At 57.6% G+C, this 24,982-nt stretch carries 27 protein-coding genes; 13 read left to right on the top strand and 14 right to left on the bottom strand.

What is annotated here, in order from left to right:
- Nucleotides 1–72: 72 nt before the first annotated feature.
- The gene (locus ABLN87_RS20050; RefSeq protein ID WP_353013651.1) at nt 73–1,149 is read left to right on the top strand and encodes a DUF2235 domain-containing protein; all 1,077 of its coding nucleotides are present in this window, start codon (nt 73–75) and stop codon (nt 1,147–1,149) included.
- A 39-nt stretch (nt 1,150–1,188) separates the two neighbouring features.
- Here the strand turns inward: ABLN87_RS20050 and ABLN87_RS20045 are convergent, their stop codons facing one another.
- Both ABLN87_RS20045 and ABLN87_RS20040 read right to left on the bottom strand, forming a co-directional pair.
- Complete coding sequence (locus ABLN87_RS20045; RefSeq protein ID WP_353013649.1) at nt 1,189–1,833, bottom strand: NUDIX hydrolase; 645 nt, start codon at nt 1,831–1,833, stop codon at nt 1,189–1,191.
- 5 nt (nt 1,834–1,838) lie between these two features.
- On the bottom strand, nt 1,839–2,414 hold the full coding sequence (locus ABLN87_RS20040; RefSeq protein ID WP_353013647.1) for a GcrA family cell cycle regulator: 576 nt from the start codon (nt 2,412–2,414) through the stop codon (nt 1,839–1,841).
- 125 nt (nt 2,415–2,539) lie between these two features.
- Here ABLN87_RS20040 and ABLN87_RS20035 point away from each other — a divergent pair, with 125 nt between their 5' ends.
- The gene (locus ABLN87_RS20035) at nt 2,540–3,343 is read left to right on the top strand and encodes an ABC transporter permease (RefSeq protein ID WP_353013645.1); all 804 of its coding nucleotides are present in this window, start codon (nt 2,540–2,542) and stop codon (nt 3,341–3,343) included.
- Here ABLN87_RS20035 and ABLN87_RS20030 read toward each other — a convergent pair.
- Nucleotides 3,325–4,218 (bottom strand): DMT family transporter, encoded by an 894-nt coding sequence (locus ABLN87_RS20030; protein ID WP_353013644.1) that lies wholly within the window; start codon nt 4,216–4,218, stop codon nt 3,325–3,327. The two genes, ABLN87_RS20035 and ABLN87_RS20030, sit on opposite strands and share 19 nt — an antisense overlap.
- 302 nt (nt 4,219–4,520) lie before the next feature.
- On the opposite strand from ABLN87_RS20030, the gene ABLN87_RS20025 reads away from it, so the two are divergent.
- Nucleotides 4,521–5,708, top strand: coding sequence for an aspartate aminotransferase family protein (locus tag ABLN87_RS20025; RefSeq protein ID WP_353013642.1), 1,188 nt, complete (start codon nt 4,521–4,523; stop codon nt 5,706–5,708).
- A 76-nt stretch (nt 5,709–5,784) separates the two neighbouring features.
- Nucleotides 5,785–6,711, top strand: a complete 927-nt coding sequence (argF, locus tag ABLN87_RS20020; protein ID WP_353013640.1) for an ornithine carbamoyltransferase — start codon at nt 5,785–5,787, stop codon at nt 6,709–6,711.
- Here argF and ABLN87_RS20015 read toward each other — a convergent pair.
- Both ABLN87_RS20015 and ABLN87_RS20010 read right to left on the bottom strand, forming a co-directional pair.
- On the bottom strand, nt 6,708–7,304 hold the full coding sequence (locus ABLN87_RS20015) for a ferric reductase-like transmembrane domain-containing protein (RefSeq protein WP_417750411.1): 597 nt from the start codon (nt 7,302–7,304) through the stop codon (nt 6,708–6,710). The genes argF and ABLN87_RS20015 overlap by 4 nt on opposite strands.
- An 8-nt stretch (nt 7,305–7,312) precedes the next feature.
- Nucleotides 7,313–7,789, bottom strand: a complete 477-nt coding sequence (locus ABLN87_RS20010; RefSeq protein ID WP_353013637.1) for a twin-arginine translocation pathway signal — start codon at nt 7,787–7,789, stop codon at nt 7,313–7,315.
- Between the two features lie 270 nt (nt 7,790–8,059).
- Between ABLN87_RS20010 and ABLN87_RS20005 the strand changes: the two genes are divergently transcribed.
- Together ABLN87_RS20005 and ABLN87_RS20000 are read left to right on the top strand one after the other, a co-directional pair.
- Nucleotides 8,060–9,022, top strand: a complete 963-nt coding sequence (locus ABLN87_RS20005; RefSeq protein ID WP_353013635.1) for a pirin family protein — start codon at nt 8,060–8,062, stop codon at nt 9,020–9,022.
- A gap of 74 nt (nt 9,023–9,096) precedes the next feature.
- The gene (locus ABLN87_RS20000; protein WP_353013633.1) at nt 9,097–10,095 is read left to right on the top strand and encodes a 2-dehydropantoate 2-reductase; all 999 of its coding nucleotides are present in this window, start codon (nt 9,097–9,099) and stop codon (nt 10,093–10,095) included.
- 279 nt (nt 10,096–10,374) lie between these two features.
- On the opposite strand, the gene ABLN87_RS19995 is transcribed toward ABLN87_RS20000, so the two are convergent.
- Both ABLN87_RS19995 and hrpB read right to left on the bottom strand, forming a co-directional pair.
- Nucleotides 10,375–10,836: an NUDIX hydrolase gene (locus tag ABLN87_RS19995; protein WP_353013631.1), complete on the bottom strand. Its 462-nt coding sequence runs from the start codon at nt 10,834–10,836 to the stop codon at nt 10,375–10,377.
- Between the two features lie 161 nt (nt 10,837–10,997).
- Nucleotides 10,998–13,448, bottom strand: a complete 2,451-nt coding sequence (hrpB, locus tag ABLN87_RS19990; protein WP_353013629.1) for an ATP-dependent helicase HrpB — start codon at nt 13,446–13,448, stop codon at nt 10,998–11,000.
- A 122-nt stretch (nt 13,449–13,570) separates the two neighbouring features.
- On the opposite strand from hrpB, the gene meaB reads away from it, so the two are divergent.
- The 5 genes from meaB to ABLN87_RS19965 all read left to right on the top strand — a co-directional run bounded on the left by meaB (nt 13,571) and on the right by ABLN87_RS19965 (nt 17,563).
- A complete protein-coding gene (gene meaB / locus ABLN87_RS19985; RefSeq protein ID WP_353013627.1) occupies nt 13,571–14,548 on the top strand; it encodes a methylmalonyl Co-A mutase-associated GTPase MeaB in 978 nt (325 codons plus the stop codon).
- 143 nt (nt 14,549–14,691) lie between these two features.
- A complete protein-coding gene (locus tag ABLN87_RS19980) occupies nt 14,692–15,882 on the top strand; it encodes a Hint domain-containing protein (RefSeq protein WP_353013625.1) in 1,191 nt (396 codons plus the stop codon).
- Between the two features lie 119 nt (nt 15,883–16,001).
- Nucleotides 16,002–16,289 carry a 50S ribosomal protein L28 gene (rpmB, locus tag ABLN87_RS19975; protein WP_039532366.1) on the top strand — a complete coding sequence of 96 codons (288 nt, stop codon included), beginning with the start codon at nt 16,002–16,004 and terminating at the stop codon, nt 16,287–16,289.
- A gap of 396 nt (nt 16,290–16,685) precedes the next feature.
- Nucleotides 16,686–17,036 (top strand): hypothetical protein, encoded by a 351-nt coding sequence (locus tag ABLN87_RS19970; RefSeq protein ID WP_353013623.1) that lies wholly within the window; start codon nt 16,686–16,688, stop codon nt 17,034–17,036.
- A gap of 47 nt (nt 17,037–17,083) precedes the next feature.
- On the top strand, nt 17,084–17,563 hold the full coding sequence (locus tag ABLN87_RS19965) for a copper chaperone PCu(A)C (protein WP_353013621.1): 480 nt from the start codon (nt 17,084–17,086) through the stop codon (nt 17,561–17,563).
- 94 nt (nt 17,564–17,657) lie between these two features.
- Here the strand turns inward: ABLN87_RS19965 and ABLN87_RS19960 are convergent, their stop codons facing one another.
- Together ABLN87_RS19960 and ABLN87_RS19955 are read right to left on the bottom strand one after the other, a co-directional pair.
- Complete coding sequence (locus ABLN87_RS19960) at nt 17,658–18,266, bottom strand: HdeD family acid-resistance protein (protein WP_353013619.1); 609 nt, start codon at nt 18,264–18,266, stop codon at nt 17,658–17,660.
- 61 nt (nt 18,267–18,327) lie between these two features.
- Nucleotides 18,328–19,020, bottom strand: a complete 693-nt coding sequence (locus ABLN87_RS19955; RefSeq protein ID WP_353013617.1) for an NAD-dependent deacylase — start codon at nt 19,018–19,020, stop codon at nt 18,328–18,330.
- A gap of 28 nt (nt 19,021–19,048) precedes the next feature.
- Here ABLN87_RS19955 and ABLN87_RS19950 point away from each other — a divergent pair, with 28 nt between their 5' ends.
- Nucleotides 19,049–19,510 (top strand): low molecular weight protein-tyrosine-phosphatase, encoded by a 462-nt coding sequence (locus ABLN87_RS19950; protein WP_353013615.1) that lies wholly within the window; start codon nt 19,049–19,051, stop codon nt 19,508–19,510.
- Here the strand turns inward: ABLN87_RS19950 and ABLN87_RS19945 are convergent.
- The 3 genes from ABLN87_RS19945 to ABLN87_RS19935 form a co-directional block, all read right to left on the bottom strand.
- Nucleotides 19,477–20,439 carry a LysR family transcriptional regulator gene (locus ABLN87_RS19945; protein WP_353013613.1) on the bottom strand — a complete coding sequence of 321 codons (963 nt, stop codon included), beginning with the start codon at nt 20,437–20,439 and terminating at the stop codon, nt 19,477–19,479. The two genes, ABLN87_RS19950 and ABLN87_RS19945, sit on opposite strands and share 34 nt — an antisense overlap.
- A 65-nt stretch (nt 20,440–20,504) precedes the next feature.
- Entirely contained in the window at nt 20,505–20,813 is a 309-nt protein-coding gene (locus tag ABLN87_RS19940; RefSeq protein ID WP_353013611.1) for a hypothetical protein, read from the bottom strand.
- 164 nt (nt 20,814–20,977) lie between these two features.
- Nucleotides 20,978–22,132 (bottom strand): hypothetical protein, encoded by a 1,155-nt coding sequence (locus tag ABLN87_RS19935; protein ID WP_353013609.1) that lies wholly within the window; start codon nt 22,130–22,132, stop codon nt 20,978–20,980.
- Between the two features lie 48 nt (nt 22,133–22,180).
- On the opposite strand from ABLN87_RS19935, the gene lepA reads away from it, so the two are divergent.
- Nucleotides 22,181–23,980 carry a translation elongation factor 4 gene (gene lepA, locus ABLN87_RS19930; protein ID WP_353013607.1) on the top strand — a complete coding sequence of 600 codons (1,800 nt, stop codon included), beginning with the start codon at nt 22,181–22,183 and terminating at the stop codon, nt 23,978–23,980.
- Between the two features lie 39 nt (nt 23,981–24,019).
- Here the strand turns inward: lepA and ABLN87_RS19925 are convergent, their stop codons facing one another.
- Both ABLN87_RS19925 and ABLN87_RS19920 read right to left on the bottom strand, forming a co-directional pair.
- The gene (locus tag ABLN87_RS19925) at nt 24,020–24,427 is read right to left on the bottom strand and encodes a Swt1 family HEPN domain-containing protein (protein ID WP_353013747.1); all 408 of its coding nucleotides are present in this window, start codon (nt 24,425–24,427) and stop codon (nt 24,020–24,022) included.
- 166 nt (nt 24,428–24,593) lie between these two features.
- On the bottom strand, nt 24,594–24,982 hold a 389-nt coding region (locus tag ABLN87_RS19920), incomplete at its 5' end, for a hypothetical protein (protein ID WP_353013605.1).

The following is a 24,982-nucleotide window of genomic DNA, read 5'->3' as shown; positions in this document are numbered from 1 at the left end:
GCGACCGGGGTCAGAGGAGGTGCGATGCTGAGGAGCGCGCGCAACCTTACAGAGTACAGGAGTGGCTGAGATATGGTTTTGTCGCGGCTAAGCAGAAAGGTACTGGGATGGCTTGGGCGGCCATTGCGGTCCGAGCATTCTGCCGAAGTGCGGCATCGCGAACCGATCAGCCATGTTATCATTCTGGACGGGACCATGTCGACACTCGAACCGGGATTCGAAACCCACGCGGGTCAGACTTACCGACTGTGTAAGGAGATGGGCAGCCAAGTATCCGTTTTTTATGAATCTGGCGTGCAATGGGATAGCTGGAAATCCTCGCTGGATGTGATGATGGGGCGTGGTATCAACCGGCAAATCAGGCGCGCTTATGGATATTTGGCATCGCGCTACAAACCGGGGGATCGTATCTATTTCATGGGTTACTCACGCGGTGCCTATGGTGTGCGCAGCCTGGCCGGGGTGATCGATATGATCGGCCTGCTTAAGGCCGAGCACGCAACCGAGCGCAATATCAAACAGGCTTACCGGCACTATGAGTGCAACCCTTCGGGGGCGGCGGCGCGGGATTTCCGGGGCAAGTTTTGCCATGACGACCTTGCCATCGAGATGATTGGCGTCTGGGATACGGTAAAGGCGCTTGGGCTGCGTCTGCCATTGTTGTGGCGCTGGGCGGAAGACAGGCACGCGTTCCACAACCATCATCTGGGGCAAGCCACGCGCCATGGCTATCACGCCATGGCCCTGGATGAGACGCGAGAGGTGTATGAGCCGGTGCTCTGGCAGTGCAAACCCGATTTCAAAGGTCATGTTGAACAGGTTTGGTTCCGCGGTAGCCATGGAGATGTAGGTGGTCAGCTAAACGGGTTCGAGCAGGCCAGACCGCTTAGCAATATCTCGATGATCTGGATGCTGGATAAGGCCGAGCGACATGGGCTGCCTCTCCCAGACGGGTGGAGGGACCGGTTCCCGACAGATGCCGGCGCGCCTTCGGTGGGCACGTGGCGGGGTTGGGGCAAGATTTTCCTGTTGCGCAAGCATCGCAAGGTCGGGCGGGATCGGTCCGAGCAACTGCACGTCTCGGTATCGCCTCAGGATCTGCCGGGTTGGGTGCCGATGTCAGACGAAGCGTCCTATCCGGCGCGATAAATCCAGACACACGGTTCTGCTTCAGCGGTGACACCGCGATTAATCGAATTGCACACTCGGACTGTCGGCTTTGGCGGCTTCAAAGGCAGCATTGATGTCGCTTGTGATGTTGCGTGTCAAAGAAAGCTCGGGCAGCGCCGCAGCCGGAAAGAACCGCGCCTCACTGGTTTCCGGGCCGGGTTCCGGAGACTGGGCTTGTAACTCGTCGCACAGGAAGAACAGTTTGTAGAAATCCCGAACGTCTGGCGGATAGGGGTGCCGCGCCTTGTGGCGTAATGCGTATAAATGGCGGGCCTGAACGCGCAGGCTCGCCTCTTCCCAGACCTCACGCTCGATATTCTCAGCCGGTGAACTGCCGATGTCTGCAAATCCGCCGGGCAGGGCCCATTTTCCATCGCTGCGCTCGCGCACCAACAGGATGTGCCCATTGCGGATAACGGCGCCGCGAATGTCGATGCTGGGGGTGGCATAACCGCCTGTATGATGGACGGTCAGTGCTTCAATCTTTGATATTGGCGTACGGCCAAGATCAGCCAGCATGGACCGGGCCATGGCTGCGATCTCGTCATAGCGTTCGCGATCGAACGGGTCTTTTGTGAAATGCTGGCCTGTTTCGGCCAGAGCCAGCAGGCGCTTTGCACGGGTGAGCCAGGTATCCTCTAACGTTGTAGAGCCCTGGCGCATTGGCTCTAACGCCGCCGGTCGCGGCGTGAGCTCATGGGCTGGAACGCCACGCCTACATGTGCCTCGCAATAGGGTTTTCCGGGCTCAACCGGCAGACCGCAGAACCAGAAATCATCGGTTGCCGGGTCTCCCACGGGCCATTTGCAGGTTTTTTCGGTCAGTTCCATCAGCGTCAGCTTCTTGGCCTTCTTCTCAACCTCGTTGACCTTGGCCAATGCCTCGGGGCTGATTTCATTGGCCGAAGGCTGCGGCGGCAACGGTTGGCCGGCCGGGATGATCTGCCGGCGGGCGGGAACCGCAGGTTTTGACTCGGCTGCAGGCGCTGGCGCTGGGCGAGCGGGTTCAGTCTTTGGTGCAGGTTTGGGCTTCGCCTCGACCTTGGGTGAGGGGGCAGGCTTTTCCTTAGGCTCGGATTTCGCCGGAGCCGCGCCAGTTGCGCGGTTTGACAGGCCCAAACGGTGTACCTTGCCGATCACGGCGTTGCGGGTTACGCCGCCCAATTCTTTTGCGATCTGGCTGGCCGACTGGCCCTCGCCCCACATCTTCTTCAGCAGCTCTACACGCTCGTCAGTCCAGGACATCATTTGCCTTTCAAAAGCGGAAAGCGGCCCCGGATTCGGGCCGCCTTGGGAATTCGTTTCAGCGCCCTATTCTAATCACTGCGGGCCGAGTTACAAGCGGTCATCGAATCAGCTATGGGGCAGACATGCAGAATCTTGTGGATCAGGGCACGCGCCGGTTCGGTGCGGTGAATTGGATGGGTCTTTATACGCTGGCGCAGCGCGAAACTCTGCGCTTTCTGGCGGTCTGGACGCAAACTCTGCTAGCCCCTTTGGTAACGGCTGGTTTGTTTCTGCTGATTTTTACAATCGCCATCGGTCCCAGCAGGCCGGATGTGATGGGTGTGCCATTCCTGACCTTCCTTGCACCGGGCATCATGATGATGACAGTGATTCAAAACGCCTTTGCCAATACGTCTTCTTCGATGGTGATCGCCAAAGTGCAAGGCAACATCGTTGATACGTTGATGCCGCCCCTATCACCGCTTGAGATTTTGCTGGGTTACCTGGCAGGTGGGATCGCGCGGGGCGCGTTGATCGCCTGCGTTGTGGCCCTGGCCTTTTGGGTGTTCCTGTCGATCACTCCGCAGAATCCCTTGGTCACACTGGTCTTTGTGCTTCTCGGAGGCGCTTTCATGGGTGCGTTGGGTCTGTTTGCCGGTATCTTTGCCAACAAGTTTGATCAGATGGCTGCGATAACCAATTTCATTGTTACACCTTTGGCGTTTTTGTCGGGCACATTCTATTCCGTCGATGCCCTACCTCCGGTTCTGAACGCGATCAGCCATGTAAACCCGGTTTTCTATCTGATCGACGGGTTGCGATATGGCATGATCGGTGTGTCGGACAGTTCTCCCGTTTTGGGGGGCATTGTGTGCAGCCTGGCAATTCTGCTGGTCTGTACGATGACATGGCGGATGTTGCGCAAGGGTTACCGGCTCAAGGCCTGACGCTGCCGCGCTTCGCGCCAGACCAGTATCAACGCTCCGGCAATGATGATGGACGAGCCGATGATGCTGACCGGATCTGGCACGACGCGAAACACGGCAAAATCATAGATCGCTGCAAAGATCAGTGTTGCATAGCTGATCGGCGCCACGAATGAGGCATCCGCACGCGCCATACCATTCACGAAACAGGCTTGGGCACAGGCCATCAACACACCGATTCCAATTAGCGCAGCCCATTGTGCTGGGTTAGGCATTTGCCAGACGAAGACGACAGCAGAGGATGCAATGGCCAATCCCATCGCGTTGTTCACCAGTAGGATTTGGATGGGAATTTCCTTGCCTGAGAGTTTTTTGATGAAAATCAGTTCCATCCCTATTACGGCGGCAGCCGCCAAGGCCAACAATGCGGCGGGCTGAAAGCTCTCAGGGGTTGGACGTAGCAGGATCAACGCACCTGTCAGCGATACAGCAGCAGCCAGCCAGCGCCATGGTCCAACACCTTCTTTCAGCAAAGGAATTGCAAGCACCATCGCAAAGACGGGGTTCAAAAAGGAAATTGCCGTTGCATCAGCGATTGGAATGAACGCGACCGAGGCAAACATCAGCGTGATGCCAAGCCAGCCAAAGCTTGTTCGACCAATATGAAGCCCCCAATGGGGGCGCCGCAACTGCGGTCGCAGAATCCCTACTGCGCTGACTATCACCACAAACGCAAACAGAAATCGCCCATGGCTGATTTGCATTGGGTGAAGCGGCGGGCCGAGCGTTTCTGTTCCCAACGCCTTGGCCAACAAGGTCGTTGCAGCAATAAAAGCACTGGCGGCGAAAATCAGCAGGGCGGCCAGCGGCGGATTCTGATCCTTGGGTTTGAACATGGTCTACCGGTGGGGCAGCGAGCCAAGAATGGCAAGACGTAACTGCAAGGCGCAGCGATGCTGAGCAATATTTCTTGCGCGACGCAAATTATGGGTTTCCAGAACCGCTACGGGCCGCTATACGGCCCGCATGATCAAAACCGCACATATCCTGCGCCTTCGACGCCGACGCTTTTCTGCGTAACCGCTCAGTTTGATCTCTTTGCGCCGTGCAAAGCGCCGCAAACCCCACCAAATCAGTTGACGACCATGGCTCTCGTGTATCACTCACAGGGCTTAAGCTACTTGAAAAGGATGATCCGATGATCCCGTCCGTTCTGCCGACCTATAACCGTGCGCCCCTGACGTTTGTGAAGGGCGAAGGCGCCTGGCTGACTGAGGCGGATGGCCGACGTTTTCTGGACCTCGGTGCCGGGATCGCGGTGAACGCGCTGGGCCATGCGCATCCGGCGCTAGTCAATGCGCTGACAGAACAGGCGCATGCGCTCTGGCATGTCTCGAACCTTTATCAAATCCCGCAGCAGCAGGCGCTGGCCGATAAGCTGGTCGAACATACCTTCGCCCACACTGTGTTCTTCACCAACTCGGGCACCGAGTCCTGCGAACTGGCCGTAAAAATGGCCCGCAAGTATTTCTATGACAAAGGCCAGCCCGAGAAGGTCGAGATCATCACCTTTGATGGCTCGTTCCATGGCCGCTCCTCGGCTGGTATCGCCGCTGCCGGGTCCGAGAAGATGACCAAGGGCTTCGGTCCTCTGTTGCCCGGCTTTGTGCATCTCACGTTCGGAGACCTCGACGGCGTCACCAACGCCATCACCGAAAAAACAGCGGCAATCATGATCGAGCCAGTTCAGGGTGAAGGAGGCATCCGTCCCGTTCCCGACGCTGAACTCAAAGCCCTTCGCCAGATTTGCGACGACCATGGCCTGCTTCTGATTCTGGATGAGGTGCAATGCGGTGTGGGCCGCACTGGCAAACTCTTCGCGCATGAATGGGCGGGCATCACCCCGGATATCATGATGGTCGCCAAAGGCATTGGCGGAGGCTTCCCTTTGGGCGCAGTGCTGGCCACAGAAGAGGCCGCCAGCGGCATGACCGCAGGCACTCATGGCTCCACCTACGGAGGTAACCCGCTGGGTTGCGCCGTTGGCTGCGCCGTGATTGATCAGGTTGCCACGCCCGCATTTCTTGAAAGCGTTAACCGCAAAGCGGGCTTGATGCGTCAGAAGCTCGAAGGTCTGGTTGCCGCACATCCAGATGTCTTTGAAGAGGTGCGCGGATCCGGCCTGATGCTCGGCCTGAAATGTAGTGCGACCAATATCGACGTCGTCAACGCAGGTTATGACAACGGGGTCATTACTGTGCCCGCCGCCGACAACGTGATCCGCTTGCTACCGCCCCTGACCCTCAGCGAGGATGACATCGCCGAAGCCCTGATCCGCCTCGACAAGGCCGCCGCACAGGTCGAAGGCCAACTTGCCACCGCCTGACCCTTCTTCTGTTCAAAAATACCTCGGGGGTTCGGGGGCAGAGCCCCCGTCCGTCGACAACCAAAAGCGATACGTCATGAACCATTTCCTTGATATCCACAAAACCGATACCGCGTCCCTTAGAGCGATGATCGATCAGGCCAGCGCAATGAAACAGGCCCGTTTGGGTCGCCGCAAAGCCGCGCCGGATGATGAACAGCCCCTCAAGGGCTGCATGGTTGCGCTGATCTTTGAAAAACCATCAACCCGGACGCGTGTTTCCTTTGATGTAGGCGTCCGCCAGATGGGCGGGCAGACTATGGTTCTGTCAGGGAAGGACATGCAGCTGGGCCATGGCGAAACCATCGCCGACACCGCCCGCGTTCTGTCGCGCTATGTGGATATGATCATGATCCGGACCTTTGACGAAACCATTCTGACCGAAATGGCCGAGTATTCGGACGTGCCCGTGATCAACGGGCTTACCGACCGGACCCACCCCTGCCAGATCATGGCCGATGTCCTGACCTTCGAAGAACATCGCGGACCGATCAAAGGCAAAAAGGTCGTCTGGACAGGGGACGGCAACAATGTTTGCGCCTCGTTCCTGCATGCTGCCGGACAGTTCGGATTTGACTTCACCTTCACCGGCCCGGCCCAGTTCGACCCCGAGGAAGAGTTCATGGGCTTTGCGCGTCAGCGGGGCTCAAAGGTCGTCGTCGAACGCGACCCACATAAAGCTGTTGAAGGGGCTGACCTGATTGTGGCGGATACCTGGGTGTCCATGCATGATTCTCAGTCCGCGAAAGAGCGTCGCCACAACCTGCTTCGCCCTTATCAGGTCAACGCTGAACTGATGTCCCATGCGAAACAGGATGCGCTGTTCATGCATTGCCTGCCCGCACACCGTGAAGAAGAAGCAACATCCGAGGTTATGGACGGCCCAAACTCGGTCATCTTTGATGAGGCCGAAAACCGCCTGCATGCGCAAAAGGCGGTGATGCGCTGGTGTCTAGGCGTCTAAGCCCTTCGCTTCACATCCCATACCCGCAATTTGGCGAGCGCCCGCGCGGTCGCCAAAACCACCAGAACGCAGAGTGCGGCCTTGCTCATAATACCCATGGTGCCTTCGATCAGCATCGCATGGATCACGCTGCCGAGAATAGTGATGGTTGTGAGACCCGCATGACCAAGCCGCCAAATGCGAAACCTAAGGTGTAGACGCGTTCGGTAAAGGCCCAGCACAGCGGCGCCAAAGGCGGCCCACATCGCGACAACACCCCAGGCTGAAAATGGCGTCGGTGATACAAATAACAGGGCATCAATAACGTCAGGCGGGCTGGTGATCCACAAACCTCCGACATGCAACAGAATTGCGATGATCAGCGTGACGCCCAACAAGCGATGCAGGTTTCTGCTGGTCATTGGGGTCAGGCCAGGCAGGTCTCTGGCGGCGAGCAGGGGCTGAACCAACAGAAGACCTAGGCCGATGATCCCCGAAAAACCAGCCGCAATGTAGACAGGGTCGCGCCATGCCAGCAAAGGGCTGAAGCCAGCGACCATCAAAGGAATGGCCAGTGCGGCCAACAGGCTCGCCCAGAGTACGACTTTAAGGATCACGTGGGTCAGATCGGTTGCAACACGAAATGCGCAGCCAGCGTTTTATCCTTAGAGCTGGACATCACGGGGCGCAGGAACACAGTCTCAAAGGCGCCACTGTCATAGGCCAGGTGACCATGCGGTTGACCAAAGGCTGGAACGATTTGTGGCATTTCTAGCCGGAACTCACCATTTGCATCCGTTAGTGTCGCACCGTGGCTTTGCGGATCGCGCTCGTGCCCTTCGGTGGTATGTGCCCAGATCTGGATGCGTTGACCGGGCAAGGGAGCCCCATCGCCTGCGCGACGCACCGTGCCTGTCATCCAAAAGCCTCCGCCACCGATCCGCTCAACGATCGGAGCGCCCGGGTGATAATTGTTCGACCCACCTCGCATCGATGGTGTAGGAGCAACGCCAGCCGCCAGTGCCGGTGTAAATCCGCCTGCTAATGCGGCGGTTCCGGTCGCGATCAGGTTCCGGCGCGTGATTAGTAGGCGGGTCATGGATACTCTCCTGTCGAACCTAATGCAGCCCTTGGCTCAATGCCTCTATATCCAAAGATAGCACATGCGAGGACGATTCCGAGGTCGCGTCGAAGGGAATCGCAAGGTTTTGCCCTCACGCCTCTGTGAGGTTCGGTGCCTGTTGCGAATACTGATATCTCCCTGCACGCAAACTGTGCGTTGATGCGCTTTTTCTGCGCACTTTTCGCTCTATATTCACATTCGCGAACGCAACATGGCCCCTCGGGCCGCCCGACTGGGAGAACAGGAATGAGTTGGAATCCGACCCACAATCCCGAATGCCTTTCCGAAAACCCGGCATTGGACACTTTGATCATCCCGCGTGCACGCGACCTCGGCGGGTTCGAAGTGCGCCGCGCACTCCCTTCGGTTCAGCGGCAGCTTGTTGGGCCTTTCATTTTCTTCGATCAAATGGGGCCCGCAGAATTTATTACTGAAGGCGGGATTGACGTGCGCCCTCACCCTCATATCGGGCTGGGTACCGTGACTTATCTTTATCAGGGTGAGTTCGAGCACCGCGACAGCCTGGGATCCCACCAGATGATCTATCCGGGTGAGGTCAACTGGATGGTTGCCGGACGTGGCGTAACCCATTCAGAACGTACGAGCGATGAGACCCGAGGCAAGCGAAACAGTTTGTTCGGTATTCAGACCTGGATCGCACTGCCAGAACAACATGAAGACATGGCCCCTGATTTCGAGCATCACAAACAGGGCGCGTTACCGCATATTCAGGATGCGGGGGTCAGCGCGCGGCTGATCTTGGGTTCAGCCTATGGCGAAACAAGCCCGGTGACCATGCTGTCTGAAACCTTCTATCTGGATGTGCAACTCGATCCTGGCGCAGGCTTCCCGCTGCCTGACGATCATGAAGATCGGGGCGTATATGTCACCGAAGGTCAGGTTGAGATCGCCGGAGACAGGTTCGACGCAGGGCGTATGATGGTTTTCCGTCCGGGAGACAAACTTTCGGTTACTGCGGGGCCTGTTGGCGCGCGGCTCATGCTGTTGGGCGGCGCGACATTGAACGAGGACCGGTACATCTGGTGGAACTTTGTATCCTCGTCTAAAGAAAAGATCGAAACCGCAACGCGCGAGTGGAAAACCGCAGATTGGGCCAATGGCGCCTTCCATCTGCCGCCCGGGGATGATCAGGAGTTCATTCCGATTTCAGAGGAATTGGAACGCACCAAACCCCGCCTTGCACGGTGAACGCAACGTCATTGGGCGATGGGCTTGTCCCGGGCTGAGAACCCGGTGATCCTTTCCAAAGCGGAGGGATCGCCATGAAGATTGTCATTGCTGGGGCCGGCAGTATCGGATGCTATTGCGGCGCGCTGCTGGCTGATGCCGGTCACGAGGTCACATTGCTTGGGCGGTCTCGGGTATTGGAACCGATCCGAGAGCAGGGCTTGACGGTTACCAACTACGCGGGGCTGCATCGCCATCTGCCCGCGCAGAAGCTGACTCTAGGCGATGATCCCGAGTGCCTCGGTGGTGCCGATGCGATCATCGTGACGGTAAAATCAGGGGCCACGCCTGAAATGGCAGGTCTGATTGCCATTCATGCGGCACAAGGGGTGCCCGTTCTTTCTTGGCAAAATGGGATGCAGAATGCCCAAACCCTGCGCGAAGCATTGCCCGGCTACGACGTGCGCGCGGGCATGGTGCCGTTTAATGTGGTCCCGATTGAACCCGCAACCTACCACTGTGCCACATCCGGTGACATCGTAGTTCAGACCGGCCCTGGGAACCTTGCTGAACGCCTAAACAGCCCTAATCTGCCAATCTCAGCAAGCGATCAGATCGAAGCGGTCCAGTGGGGCAAACTGGTCATCAATCTGAACAATGCGCTAAACGCCTTGTCCGGACTAACACTTGTCGATCAGTTGATGGATCGACAATGGCGCTGCCTGATGGCCGACCAGATGGCCGAGGCATTGAATGTGCTGAAAGCTGCGAGCAAGCCGGTCGCGTCGACTACGCCGTTACCCGCCAGCCTGACACCTTTCATTCTGCGTCTACCAACGCCGATCTTTATGCGTGTTGCGTCGAAGATGCTGACGATTGACCCAACCGCGCGTACTTCTATGGCCTATGATTTGATGCAGGGTCGCAAAACGGAAGTCGATAGCCTTCAAGGTGAGATTAAACGCCTCGCAGAGCAAACAGGCATGAATACACCAATTTGTGCTCGAGTCTCTGATTTGATCCAACAGCGACCCACCCCACCCATGCGCCCACAGGAGATACGGCCCGATGCAAAGGTGATCGGAGGCAGATAGATCAGGCCGGACAAGACTGTGCTTTGATGTTCTTGGCGGATTTGCCCGGGCGCTAACAGCGGGCGTTTTCCAACGTCGATCTATTTTGCCGGATTGTCTCCGCAGCAGCATGAACGATCGATGCTCCCTCCGGATTTCCGAAGCGACCAAACTAATCAGCCCCATAAAGACCTTCAACTGAGCACCATGCGCGGCCGCGCGATACGAGAGCTCGCGGTGTTAACGTGCCAGTGGTTCCCCAATAACAGGGCAGCGAGTGCTTACCGGTTTCGACACGTGCTACTCGATCTTCAGTAGCAATGCCTGCAATTCTGGCTCTCTGACCAAAGTCGCCGCCGTTTTGGGGGTAACCCAGTTGCGCTTTCTTTGGCCAATTTCGGGGAATTCATCGGCCAGCGCGCGCACCGCAACACGATAGACGCTTGTCAGAACCGGCTGTGCAGAACCGTCTTTTAGTATTTTGTCGTAGGTGAAGTGGCCGAACGGGTTCTTTTCAACCATGTCAGCTTCAACACCGGCCTCTTCCCAGGCTTCTTGCGCGGCGGTTTCTGCGCCATCCAGCCCGTCAATCGGCCAACCTTTTGGAATTATCCAACGCCCGGTATCGCGGCTGGTAATCAGCAGAACCTCGGGGCCCGCATCGGTTTGTCGCGTGCACAGGGCTGCAAATTGCACCCGGCGCGGGCGCAGAAACAGGGGTTTTGCGACCTCTTCCCATATGTTGCGAAACCAATGTGACATAGTCAAAATATCAGGTGCTTTTCTCGATTCTTCGGCCGTTCAGTTAACCATTGAGCCAGGATATTTCAACAAATCCGTGACCAAAAGATTAATATTTTACCCATTTTTAAGGAAATATGTGTCTTTTTGTGGGATTTGGTGGTTGATGCCCCCGATCTGCCTCAGCTTTTGCGACGTTTGGCGCGCAAGGTTGGGTCTGCTTGCGTTGGATCTTCGGGCCAGGGGTGTTTGGGATACTGCGCCCGCATATCTTTGCGGACATCCGCATAGGACCCGGACCAGAACCCGGGCAAATCCCGCGTGATCTGAATTGGGCGCTGTGCAGGGGACAGCAGGGTGATCTTAAGCGGCGCGCCTGCGACAACGGGATGATGCGCAACCCCGAAAAGCTCCTGCAGGCGAACCGCGATTTCGGGTACGTCGGTGCCATAGTCAATTGGCACTTTGCGCCCCAATGGCGTGATGAAAGACCCAGGCGCGCGCTTGCCCAACTCTTGCATCTGTTCCCAATCCAGCCGCGCCCGGAGCGCGGGTAGAAGGTCAAAGCGTTTCAAGTCTTCGGCGCTGCGCACGCCAGACAGCATGGGCAATAGCCAGTCTTCAAGAGAAGACATCAGCCCTTCGATTGAAAAATCCGGCAGATCAATCCCATCGGCGCGTACCAGTTCGACCCGCGCGGCAAAACGCGCGGCGGCGCCTTCCAGACGCAGCCCCAGATCGCGCACACCGCCCAGCATAGCCTGTGCCACGGTGTCATCGGGTACGTCTTTCCACAGGCGGTCGCTCAGGGTGATCGCGCCAAGCCGTTCCTGCTGTCGTGCGATCACCCGCCGTTCGCGCTTGGACCAGGCGCAGGTATCAACCCAACACAGTTGGTCGGCGAACTGATCGCGGATATCGCGTTCGGAAATCTGAACCGCCATCCGCACGCGGGCTTCGCGTGGGTTCCCATCGGTGTCGAGCACGACAAGATAGGGCGCATTGGCCAGGGTATCGTCGTTTCCCAGCACCACGCCTTTGCCGCCCGACAGGACATGGCGTGGTGTATCCCCTTTGCGCCGTTGCCCGATCCGGTCGGGATAGGCGAGCGCCACCATCGCTGCGGCGCTGAGGGTTTCGTCCTGAGGTTGGACCATCGCGCGCAGACGTTTCGTTTCGCCCTTGATCCGATCCACAACGCTTGGATTGACCTGCCAGGGCTTTTCCCTTTGAAAAGCGCGTGTATCGCGTATCGCAGCCATCCTGAGGGTCAGATCGACCGGAGCGCCCTTAAGGGGATCTCGTTCTGCCAGTAACGCGGCCAGCGGGGCTGACTGTGTTCCGGCGCGAACCAGCATATGGCCCAAACGTGGGTGCAAGGGCAGGGATGCCAAACGCCGCCCGTGATCTGTGATCCGCCCTTTGCCATCCAGCGCGCCAAGCATTCGTAACAGGGATCGCGCCTCGGCCAATGTGCCATCAGGTGGAGGGGTCAGAAACGCAAGATCACCAGCTTCTGCACCCCATAAGGCAAGCTCTAACGCCAGTACGGTCAGGTCAGCCGCCTCGATTTCTGCGGGAGGATAGAAGTGCAAGGCACCTTCCTCGCCCTTTGACCACAACCGATAGCAGACCCCTTCGGCCACGCGGCCCGCGCGGCCAGTTCGCTGGGTGGCTTCGGCCCGCGTGACACGCTCGGTCACCAGCCGCGACATGCCCGAGCCCGGATCGAACCGCGCCCGCCTTGCTTGGCCCATATCCACGACCACACGGATGTCGGGGATGGTCAGCGAGGTTTCTGCGATTGACGTTGCCAGCACGATTTTGCGTCCGGCCTCAACCGGTGCGATGGCTGCGCGTTGTGCGGCAAAGGGCAGGGCGCCAAACAAGGGGCGCAATGTGCAGGTCTTTGGCAAGCGCTGGCTGAGCGCTGCTTCGGCCCGCCGGATTTCACCTTCGCCGGGCAGGAAAACCAGAATGCCGCCGCCGATCTGCTCCGTTTCGAACACCGCTGTTTCAACCAGATCAATCAGCGCATCCAACCGTCTGGCCTTGGGGCCCAGCGGACGGTTCAGCCAGCGGGTCTCAACCGGATAGCTGCGCCCTTCCGAGGTCACGAGAGGGGCTTCCATCAACCGCCCGACCGGCTCAGCGTCCAGCGTGGCCGACATCGCCACCAGGATAAGGTCATCGCGCAGCGCCCCGGCGACCTCAAGGCACAGCGCTAGACCCAGATCCGCGTTCAGGGATCGTTCGTGAAACTCATCAAAGATCACGGCCCCGACACCAGGAAGATCAGGGTCAGATTGCATCATTCGGGTCAGGATGCCTTCGGTCACGACCTCAATCCGTGTGGCGTTTGAGGTTTTGGCCTCACCACGGACCCTGTAGCCGACGGTTTGACCCGCGCGCTCACCCAGTGTTTCGGCCATGCGTTCAGCCGCAGCGCGTGCGGCCAGACGGCGGGGTTCCAGCATTACGATCTTGCCGGTGCACAGCCCGGCCTTTAGCATTGCCAGAGGAACGCGGGTTGTTTTACCCGCGCCGGGCGGGGCTTGGAGAACGGCGCGCCCATGGTCCCGAAGGGCTGAAATCAGGTCGGGCAGCGCGTCGTCTATCGGCAGTCGTGTCATACCGCCTTATCGCCAAAGCACCGGTCAACGTCCAGAAGGCCCAGCCAAAACACTGGATGCGCTCTGGACAATTACGGCGCGGCACCGTCATTTAGGGCAAATCTCCAAAAGAGGCCGGGCGGATGGACATAGCTGAATTGGGTGAAAGGATCATGCAAGGTGAACGCCGAGCTCTGGCGCGCGCAATCACGCTGGTCGAAAGCATCCGTGCAGATCATCGGGAGCAGGCCTCGGAGCTTCTGAGTTATCTGGCGCAATCAGGCAGACAATCTCTGCGGATTGGTTTGTCGGGTACACCCGGCGTTGGGAAATCCACCTTCATAGAAAGCTTTGGCATGATGTTGACCGGGCAAGGCCTGCGCGTTGCTGTTCTTGCGGTTGATCCAAGCTCGGCCCGGTCGGGCGGATCAATCCTGGGTGACAAGACCCGAATGGAACGTCTGAGCCGTGACCCAAACGCCTTTATCCGACCTTCACCCAGCCAAAGCCAGTTAGGTGGTGTTGCCCGTCGCACGCGCGAAGCCATCGCGCTGTGTGAGGCGGCAGGAAATGATGTCGTGCTGATCGAAACCGTGGGCGTCGGCCAGTCGGAAACCGTGGTGTCCGAGCTCTCCGATCTGTTCCTGCTGCTGCTTGCTCCGGCGGGCGGGGATGAGTTGCAGGGCGTCAAACGCGGAATAATGGAGATGGCAGATATCATCCTTATCAATAAGGCCGATGGTGACCTGAAGGCGACGGCGACACGCACCTGCGCGGATTATGCCGGTGCCCTGCGCCTGTTACGCAAGCGCCCGCAGGACCCAGAGGGGTTTCCCAAAGCGATGACAGTCTCAGCCATCGGAGAACATGGCCTCGACCAAGCCTGGGCAGAGATACAGTCGCTCAGCCAATGGCGGCGGGATAGCGGGTTTTGGAAGACAAACCGAGCTGCGCAGGCCCGCTACTGGTTTGATCAAGAGGTTCGGCATGCTCTGCTGGCCCGTCTAGACACACCCGAGGCGCGCCGGGAAATGGATGAGCTGAGCACTGAGGTGGGTCAAGGTACGCTCAGCCCCACGACCGCAGCGCGGCATATGTTGGCAAAACTCGCCGCCAGTTGATCAGTCTTCGGGTGTTTTGGCCCGGGCCTTGATGCGCGCGGCGTCTCATCGCACTATGGTTGCGTATTTTATCGGATCATGCCGATCTGGTCGTGTAAATGGTTGCTATCTTAGACCTGCCTGTTGCTTGGGAATAGAGGACAATGCCCAATATAAGGGGTACCAATGGCAATGACATAATCGACGTTACCGATGACAACGGTACGTTGAACGGTACGCCTCAGGGTACTCCGATTGACAACATTCGCGGCCGTGGTGGCAGCGACCAGATCACGGTTACGAACAGCACAGTTATCGGAGTTGTACGGGGCAACGGGGGTGGTGACGACATTACCATCACCGGCAGCACAGTCGGAACACTGAATGCCGGAGGGGGCGCGGATACCGTCGTTGTCCGTGGGTCCGACATCAGCAGCATCGCATTGGGGAATGGCAACGATACGCTGGATTTCCAAAGCACCAGTGTGTCAGGTACGGTCGAAGGCGGCGGTGGTACCGATACGCTGAACCTACCCGAAGGTACCGTGATCACTGACAGTACGTTCGGCACAATCACGGTTGTGGCTGGCACGAGCTATTCGCTGTCCAGCGGGTCGTTTACCCTGCCGTCGGGAACAATTGTCACGTATACAGGGTTCGAAAATGGTGCCGGGTTTCCGTGCTTTACCCGCGATACTCTGATCGCGACGGATTGTGGGTATTGCCCGATCCAGAAGATCACGGCCGGGGACAGGGTCCAGACGGTTGGCTTGGGACCCCAAACGGTGCGTTGGGCAGGGCGGCGGGCGTTCACAACCCGAGACCTTGAACAGGACCCCAAACTGCGCCCGGTGCGCATCGTGGCAGGCGCCTTAGGACAGGGGATGCCTAACCGCGATTTGCTGGTCTCGCGCCAGCACCGGATGCTGGTTCAATCCAAAGTCGCGCAACGCATGTTCGGAGCGCCCGACGTTCTTATTCAGGCGATCAAGCTGACCTCAGTGCCGGGTATCTATGTGGATCATGAAGTGCAATCGGTCGAGTATTTCCACTTGCTGTTTGACCGGCATGAGGTGATCTATGCCGAAGGCGCCCCAACCGAGAGCTTGTATACCGGGCCCGAGGCGTTGAAATCGCTCAGCGCCGCCGCGCGGCGTGAGATATTCAAGATATTCCCGGAGCTGGCGGATCACGATCACAGCCCTGACCCGGCGCGCCTGATCCCACGGGGCAAACAGCAGGCCCAACTGATCTCGCGCCATATAAAGAACGATAAACCTCTGTTGCATGCGCCGAACACACTCGCATGTGGTGAAGGCATAGGGGGCGCAAATATTCCGCGTTACCTGTCTTGACCCTACCTGCGATTCCCACTACACGCATCCAACCAGTTTTCGGGCGCGACTTCGGGTTGCGCCCCTTGTGATTTGGCCGCAGGCGTTTTGCCCGGCCTCCAGAAACAAAGGAAGAGACCATGTCGCGCCGTTGCGAACTGACCGGAAAAGGCCCGATGACTGGCAACAATGTCAGCCACGCCAAAAACAGAACTCGTCGTCGTTTTCTGCCGAATCTGAACGATGTCACCCTGCAGTCCGAAACCCTGGGCCGTGGCGTTAAGCTGCGTATCTCGGCGGCTGCGCTGCGTTCTGTCGACCACCGCGGTGGTCTGGATGCGTTCCTGGCGAAAGCCAAGGACGAAGAGCTGTCTGCGAATGCATTGAAAGTGAAAAAGGAAATCGCCAAGGCACAAGCGTCGGCGTAACCTTCTTAGACATTCCGCTTGAATGACCCCGTACCGGATTGGCGCGGGGTTTTTCGTTTTGCGATTCAGCTCGGGCCCCAAAAAAGTTCAAATAAATTGTAACGACCGTGAAACAGTTCACATACGCGCGCAGATGTAGGGCGTATGTTGACTATATTCTTTGGGTGGGGGCCGAGTGATGTCGTTAAAGAGTTTCTATATTTTCCTGTTGCTTTCGACCGTTCTCAAAAAAGCAATTTTGGCCTGCACGCGTATTCAGCGTCAGGTGAATCGCTCCCATACCAGTCTGACTAAGGGGGTCGTCAAACGGCCTGGGCTGGATTACTAAGAGACGCTTCAAGCGCGACCGTTTGGCGCTTGAAGCGTTTCATCTGTCTGGCCTATATGCAGGTCAGGATGAGCTCTGCGTTTCATAAGTTTTTGCCGGTAATATTGTCTCTGCTGCTGGTTCTGACCGGGCAGAGCATTGCGGCGTCGCGTGGCGTGGATATGGCGACGGGCCAGATGGTCCTATGTACCGGAAACGGCCCTGTTGTTGTCTATGTTGACGCAAATGGACAGCCTACAGCCCCACCACATTATTGCCCCGACTATGCGCTGACCCTGTTGGGGGCGGTTGCGGATGCACAACCCGCGCAGCCTGAGGCCCCGGCGCATCGGCTTCCCACGCCATTGCGCGGTAAAGGCAACCTTGTCGCATCGCCTGTCCCGGACACACCCGCGCGTGCACCTCCTGTCTCGGTCTAACCCCAACCACAGATTTTCAGACCGCTAGACACTTAAGGAGAGGCACAATGTCCCTCAAATCTAACCTGTTCGCCACTTTTGCAACCGTTCTTCTGGCCGTTCCGGCCTTTGCTGACAGCCAGATCGTTGTTGACGACGCCTACGCCCGTTCATCCGGCAAAGCCGCCAAAGCGGGCGCCGCGTTCATGATGATCCAGAACCAGGGCGAGACGGATGACCGCCTGATCAGTGCAACATCAGATGCCGCAGCCCGGGTAGAGTTGCATACGCATAAGATCAACGATGACGGCGTGGCTCAGATGGTCCATGTCGAGGAAGGCTTTATCATCCCGGCAGGCGAGACCTACATGCTCAAACGCGGTGGTGCACATGTGATGCTGATGGGGTTGAAAGCCCCATTCGAGCATGGTGCCACGGTTCCCGTCACACTGGTGTTCGAGCAGGCCGGAGAGGTCGTGCTTGACGTTCCAGTGGATCTGGAGCGCCAGGACAAGCATGGTCACGATCACGGATCCCATTCGAACTAGCAGCAACGCCTGTCTTCGGGCCGCTTCGCGGCCGTCATCCATGCGTCAGGCTGGGCAATGCCCGGCCTGTTTGCATAGTGGCAGGTGTTAGTCCCTAGCGATGAATGGTCTTCATGCCGATCCGGTCGTTGGCGCTGCGCAGACGGTTTGCCAGCCAGAACATGACAACCGCAATAGCAAGCGCCGAAAAGGCAATCGCCCATCCCAGCGCGACCAGCGCAATGGCGGGCCAGATTATCAACACCAGACCCACGATCAGTGCCGCAATCCCCGAACCGCGCATCGAACCGCGTTGCGGATCACGCTCATTCATCTGCTGCGACGCAGCCAGCGAGCCGATACCAATAATCAGCGCCCAGGCCCCCAACAGGAAGAAGGCCAGCTTCACGGTGCCCTCGGGCCAGATCAGCAAAACTAGGCCGATCAGCACTGCGCAAATGGCCGCGCCGCCCAACAGGCCCCGGCGTCCGACGCCCAGCAGCGTTAACCCGCCATCAATGATCAGCAGGCCCCCAACCAGACGCAGCAGCAAGGCAATGCTGCCAGAGGGCCAGAACAGTGCGGCAATTCCAACAGCCCCGGCCAAAACGCCGCGAATTAAGAAGGTCCACCAAAGACTGGACAACTGAGCGCTAAGCTGGTCGCGGTCGGCCATGCTGCCGTCTTCGAGAATTTCACCGGTTTTTGGGTCTTGATCTGTCATGGTGCGGTTTCCTCTGAAGGAGGTGATGCATTTGGTCGTGCAATTTGCCACCCATGTTGTCTTAAGTCTTTGCCATCAGCAACCGATCAACCCATCTTGGTACAGTTTCGGTTGCTTTGCCCAGCAACCGTTCATCGAAACCACCGCCTGTCGGCTCAAGATTGATTTCAATCGTGTGGGCCCCGGCTGCCTGCGCTTCGTGCACAAAGGCAGCGGCGGGGTAGACCTCACCAGACGTGCCGATTGCAGCAAAGATCGAAGCAGTGGTGAGATGATCGAAAATGTCTTCCATATGATAGGGCATCTCGCCGAACCAGACGATATCAGGCCGCCCGGACGGGGCGTTGCAGGCCGGGCAGGGCTCGTCAGGGGCCATTTCTGGAGGTGCTGTCCATCGATGGCCACAAGCTGCACATAATGCACCAGACAGGATACCATGCATATGGATCACTCCTGAAGCGCCGCCAGCCTCGTGCAGACTGTCCACGTTTTGGGTGACGATCACCACCTCTCCCGGCCAGTCTCGTTGTAGCTGGGCAAGGGCCTGATGCGCAGCATTGGGTTGTACCTGGGCGGCCTGAACCCTGCGGGCATTGTAGAAGCCCTGAACCAATGCCGGATTGCGGGCAAACGCCTCGGGCGTCGCGACGTCTTCGATCCTGTGTTGCGCCCATAGCCCGCCTTCATCCCGAAAAGTGCTGAGCCCGCTTTCAGCGGAAATACCTGCTCCGGTGAGAATGACGATCTTTTCCATTTGCCCTCTGCGCGATAGAAGATTGCTTATGACACAGCGTATCCTCTTTGTCTGTTTGGGCAATATCTGTCGGTCACCTGCGGCCGAGGGTGTGTTTCGCGCCCAAGCCCCGCATCACACAGCCGACAGTGCTGGAACTGCGGGTTGGCATATTGGCAACCCGCCTTATGGCCCTATGCAATCTTCTGCAAGTGCCCGTGACGTCGAACTGGGCGGTCTGCGCGCCAGGCAGTTTGTGGCTGAGGATTTTGATCAGTTCGATCTGATCATAGGAATGGATGCCGACAACATCGCGAACATCGAGGCCCTTAGGCCGGATGGAAACGACACGCCCGTTCGGCTGTTGACAGAGTTCGCGCCCCAAGCCGGTGCCGATCATGTCCCTGACCCTTACTATACGCGGGATTTTGACGGGGTGTTGGATTTGATCGAGATTGCTGTCGCCGGGTTGGTCGATCACTTGGATGGGTCGTCTAGCACCTTCAATTGATCACTGAGCCAGGGCAGTTTTGCCGTCGCTGGGTCAATGATCTGGCTTTGCATCAAGCGCCGCATCATGCCTGCCACCTCCTGCGGCACCTGATCGGACCAGTCCGTTCGGGTGAACAATGAAATGGTGCGGGCAAATGCGCCAAACGGGCAGGGATGGGCCTGCATGTCGTCGTGAAAACGCGCCGCACGCATATAGCCCAGAGGCGTTGTAATGGCCCAGCCCAGACCGCGTGCGACCATGGCCATCAGCGCCAGGTGCGAGCCGATCTCGAACCGTTCTTCATAGTCAATCTGCTGACGGGCCAGATGGCCTTCGATTTGGCGGCTGATCAGTTGCTCACGCGCGTAGCGCAGAAAAGGCAGGTCCTGCACGACGGTCTGCGCATCACCCGCGCCAGCCGGAGCGACCAGTATGAACGGGTCCTGTACCAACGGGTATTCAATGACACCTTCCAGCACTTCGCCGCTATGGGCGGAAACGGCCAGATGCAGGCGCTGGGCTTCTAACTCGGCAAACAGGTCCAGACTGGGCAGGGTGATGAGCTTGAATTTGGATCGGGTCAGGCTGTCAGCCAGCAGTGTGGCTAGCCGAGGCGTCAGGTCATTGTCGAAATCGTCGATCAGGCCGATGGACAAAGTGGTGAGATGCCCAAGATCCATCACGGTCAATTCGCTTTGGGCCATTTGCAGCTCGGCCAGAACCGCCTGCGCGCGCGTCAGAAAGCTGCGCCCGGCTTGCGTCAGCCGCATTGGCCGCCTTCCGTGATCGACCAGATCAGTGCCCAAAGCCTTTTCCAGATTGCGCAATTGCTGGGAAACCGAGGGCTGGCTGAGCCCCGTGATCTCGGCCGCCTGCGCCACCGATCCGGTCCGTGCCAGAGCCTCAAACACCTCAAGGCCCCGCAGGGTCAGCCCTTTCATCACCATCGCACATACCTTTCGCTGCGCCTTTTCTGGGGCGCAGGGCGGGGCAGGTCAAGGACTGACAGGGGTTAGCTGCAGATCGCTTGCGCCATCTGGCCAAAGTTCTGATACCGATCCCACAGCGCATCATCGCGCGCGGTCTGCGACATCTTCAATTCCTGCGCCTGATGGGGGTCTTCGAACCACTTGGCAACCGTCTTCTGGTCGCCACGCGTCAACGCCTGATCCGCCACGCGCTGGATGCAAGAGCACCGCGCCCGCGTCGCCGCCTCTCGGTCCGACGCCAAACACGCCCGTTTGATCTGTGTCGCATCCGCTGCCGGAGCCACCGCCGTCAGCGATGCCGCACAAAATGCGATGAGGAGGAACTGTTTCATGCTAGAGCCTCGTTCTTTGCCTGCCCGGAGGGGTCTTATGCCCCTCTCGGTCTGCGGCAGAGTATGAATCAAAGTGGAATCGGGATCAATCACACGTTGCGAAAAAGTGAATACACGAGCCAGAAACACCGCACCCTGTAGGCCGGGCTTCAGCCCGGCACCGGTCACGAGAGAAATGGCAGCCAACGCTCCAAGGCTTCAATCAAAGCTTCAATCTTCTCTGGGTGCTTGGAGATGTAAGCATCCACAACGACGGTCGTGCCCTTGGTCGCGCCGACAACGATTACGGTGCCGACAGCTAAATTGACCTTGCCAGCACACCATTTGAGAAGGCTGGTTAGTCCTGACTTGAGCTTGCTTAAGATTGCCTCAATCCACTCGCGAGCAGGATTTTCCTCTTCCAAAGCAGTTGAGAGTTCTTCGGTGGCTTCCCAGATCAAAGTTATTGCGCCAGACAAACGCTCATCGTGAATGCTCTCAGGAGGGTTGTTCCCACCGATGCTGTGGCGTGCGAGTCGCTTAACCTCCAAGCTGACCTCGAGTTCAGCCAATGAAGATTCGACCTTTAAACGCGCTCGAACTCGCCGGATTTCATCGGCTACTGCATTCGGCCCAGCGTTCCAGATACTATTGTGAATCAATGCAATCTGTTTTTGGAGTTCCCAATCCAAAGGTTGCCCATCAAAGTAACCTTGATACCAGCTTCGCCAAAATATCCATGGACCATTGTTAGGTACTTGGTCGAAATACCACATCGCACTTTTGTAGTTATCTGGGGGATCGTAGACGGAAAAAAGCGGTGAATAAAACACTTGCTCACCCGTCGTTCCTTGTCCCTGATGCTCCTGATCTGCCAATACCTGATTGACAACTTCGTTTTCCGGAAAGGCCAATAGAGAAGCGTCAATGCTGCCGGCAACGAGCTCTGCGCCGCGTCTTTCGCTGTTCGCGCCAAAGAACTGAGCACAGCTATTTGCAATATGCACGACACTATCAAGCTGGTGCAAATTGATTTGCAATAATTCTTCCGAAACTGCATCTCGGTCCGACAGGAAGTTCGGATATTTGCACCCGACGGCTGTCGAGATGGCGGCACGAAATGCACTAAGGATTATGGCATCGATATCTGGAGGGTCTCTATCGACCAAAGCAATGAACATCCGAGGAAGCGAGCGAAGAAGAATTCGAACGTTTAGGGCCATCAAGACAGATTGTTTTTCACCTATGAAATAGGGGATGGTTTCCTTGGCTGCCTGATTGCCGAAAAGCATATTGAATCTAAGCTCTGGAACTTGATCACCTCCGTCAAACTCAGTCATTGTATAGCACCTTGACCAACCCACGATTCCTCTACATATCCCCAACCCATGACAGACCTCGCTCATATCCGCAATTTCTCCATCGTCGCGCATATCGACCATGGCAAATCCACCCTTGCTGACCGGCTCATCCAAGAGACCGGAACCGTCAAGGATCGCGACATGAAGGAACAGCTGCTCGACAGCATGGATATCGAGCGCGAGCGGGGCATCACCATCAAGGCCAACACGGTTCGCATCGACTATACCGCCGACAATGGCGAGAAATATGTGCTGAACCTGATCGACACTCCCGGCCACGTGGACTTTGCCTATGAGGTCAGCCGGTCCATGCGCGCGGTCGAGGGCTCTCTTCTGGTTGTGGACTCGACCCAAGGGGTTGAGGCGCAGACGCTGGCCAACGTCTATCAAGCCATCGACGCCGACCACGAAATCGTGCCGGTGCTGAACAAGATCGACCTGCCCGCGTCCGACTGTGACCGCGTGGCCGAACAGATCGAGGATGTCATCGGCATCGATGCGACCGACGCCATTCAGGTCAGCGCCAAGACGGGGCAGGGTATCCACGAGACGCTCGAGGCCATCGTGCAGCAACTGCCCGCGCCGCAGGGCAATCTGGACGCGCCGCTCAAGGCGATGCTGGTGGATTCGTGGTACGACGCCTATCTGGGCGTCATCGTTCTGGTCCGCATCATGGACGGCACGCTGAAAAAGGGGATGCGGGTCAAGTTCATGTCGAACGGCACCCTGCACCATGTCGACCGCGTCGGCGTCTTCCGGCCTGAGATGGAGATGGTCGACAGCCTCGGCCCTGGTGAGATCGGCTTTTTGACCGCCTCGATCAAACAGGTCCGCGACACCCGCGTCGGTGACACGATCACCAATGACCGCAACGGCACCGAAGACGCGCTGGACGGCTTCAAACCCGCGCAGCCGGTGGTGTTCTGTGGCCTCTTCCCGGTCGACAGTTCCGAATTCGAAGACTTGCGCGATGCGATCGACAAACTGGCGCTTAACGACGCCAGCTTCAGCTTTGAAATGGAAACCTCGGCCGCGCTGGGCTTTGGCTTCCGCTGCGGCTTCCTGGGCCTGCTGCACCTAGAGGTTATCCGCGACCGCATCGAACGCGAATACGATATCGAACTCATCACCACCGCGCCCTCGGTGATCTATCACGTCTACATGAAAGACGGCGAGATGATCGAGCTGCACAACCCCGCCGACATGCCCGACCCCTCCAAGGTCGACCATATCGAGGAACCGCGCATTAAGGCGACCATTCTGGTGCCCGACGAATACCTAGGCGACGTGCTGAAACTCTGCCAGGACCGCCGCGGCATCCAGCTGGACCTGACCTATGCGGGCACCCGCGCCATGGTCGTCTATGACCTGCCGCTGAACGAGGTCGTCTTCGACTTCTACGACCGCCTGAAATCGGTGACCAAGGGCTATGCCAGCTTCGACTACCAGATGACCGGCTACACGCAGGATAATCTGGTCAAGATGTCGGTGCTGGTGAATGACGAGCCCGTCGACGCGCTGTCAACCATGGTTCACCGCGACCGGGCTGAGATGCGGGGCCGGGCGATGTGCGAAAAGCTCAAGGACCTGATCCCGCGCCACATGTTCAAAATCCCGATCCAGGCCGCCATCGGCGGCAAGGTTATCGCCCGCGAGACCCTCTCGGCCCTGCGCAAGGACGTGACCGCGAAATGCTACGGAGGCGACGCCACGCGGAAACGCAAACTGCTGGACAAGCAGAAGGCGGGTAAGAAGAAGATGCGCCAGTTCGGGAAGGTGGATATTCCACAGGAGGCGTTTATTTCAGCGCTGAAGATGGACGGCTAAGGCTGTCCTTTTTCTAACACATAACAGTGTTTCGAGTTCTCAAGTCGAAACTTGCTGGGTCCAGTCTCGAACAGACGAACCTAAACGCGCGATGTCTTTCCTTTCTAGCGTTCCACTGTGCATAATTACATTTCGCGATCTATCGATTGTCTCGAAAATGCTAGTTGCCCAGTCGATGTCGTGCACGGAAGCTTCGAATTTGTCGAAGTTATTCCTGATAATCGCGAACAGATTTGGCAGCATTGTGAAGTGAATTAAGCTCTCGCCGCGCTGCGTGTGCCACCTGACCTTTTGCTCTTCGTAACGTCTCTTTTCTGCACCCTTTCGGATCGAACTCGGAACGCAGTCGTCCCACCAATTTGCCCCCGCTTCCTCTAACAGAGTTGCCTCCACAAATTCTCGTACAGAGTTTTCGAATGCCGCGACGACAACATAGACAGCAGACATTAGAAGAGCATCGGACACAAAGCTATCATCCAGAGAGTTAACCGACGTTAGAGTGGAAATCTCGTCGTACTCCAAGCCAACTCTTGACCTGTTTATTCTCCCAGCTTGGTCTAGCGCTTCCTCCGTTAGTAGCGCTTTAAAAACGCCGGAATAGAGTTCGGAAAGACTAGTCAATGAGATGTTCCTTCAAGCTGCGAAACAGCGCATCAAAAACCTTTGGATCACGTGACGCAGGCAATACAATTTGTATATTGTAGTGTATGCCGCCCAACCCAATTGAATTGCCACCTTGAACTGGTTTGGTTCCAGGCGTTGTTTCAATAGTTTCATTCAATTGATCATTGCTGGGTTCTGATTTGATCGACGCAGCCTGCGCGTCAGCGGAAAAGTCAGCAAGAGAACATAGTGTTAGAAATGTGTTTGCGAACTTCCCAAGGACGCTATTGAGCCTCCCCAACTGAGCTGTTCCACCGCTATGTTTAGGAAACGGAGGACCACGAATGGCAAACAAGCGACCGAAGCCCGAAGAGATTGTCTCGAAGTTACGGCAGGTTG

Origin of the sequence: Ruegeria sp. SCP10, assembly GCF_040329495.1 — a bacterium.
Classification (GTDB): domain Bacteria; phylum Pseudomonadota; class Alphaproteobacteria; order Rhodobacterales; family Rhodobacteraceae; genus Ruegeria.
This window is presented reverse-complemented; position numbering and strand designations above follow the sequence as displayed.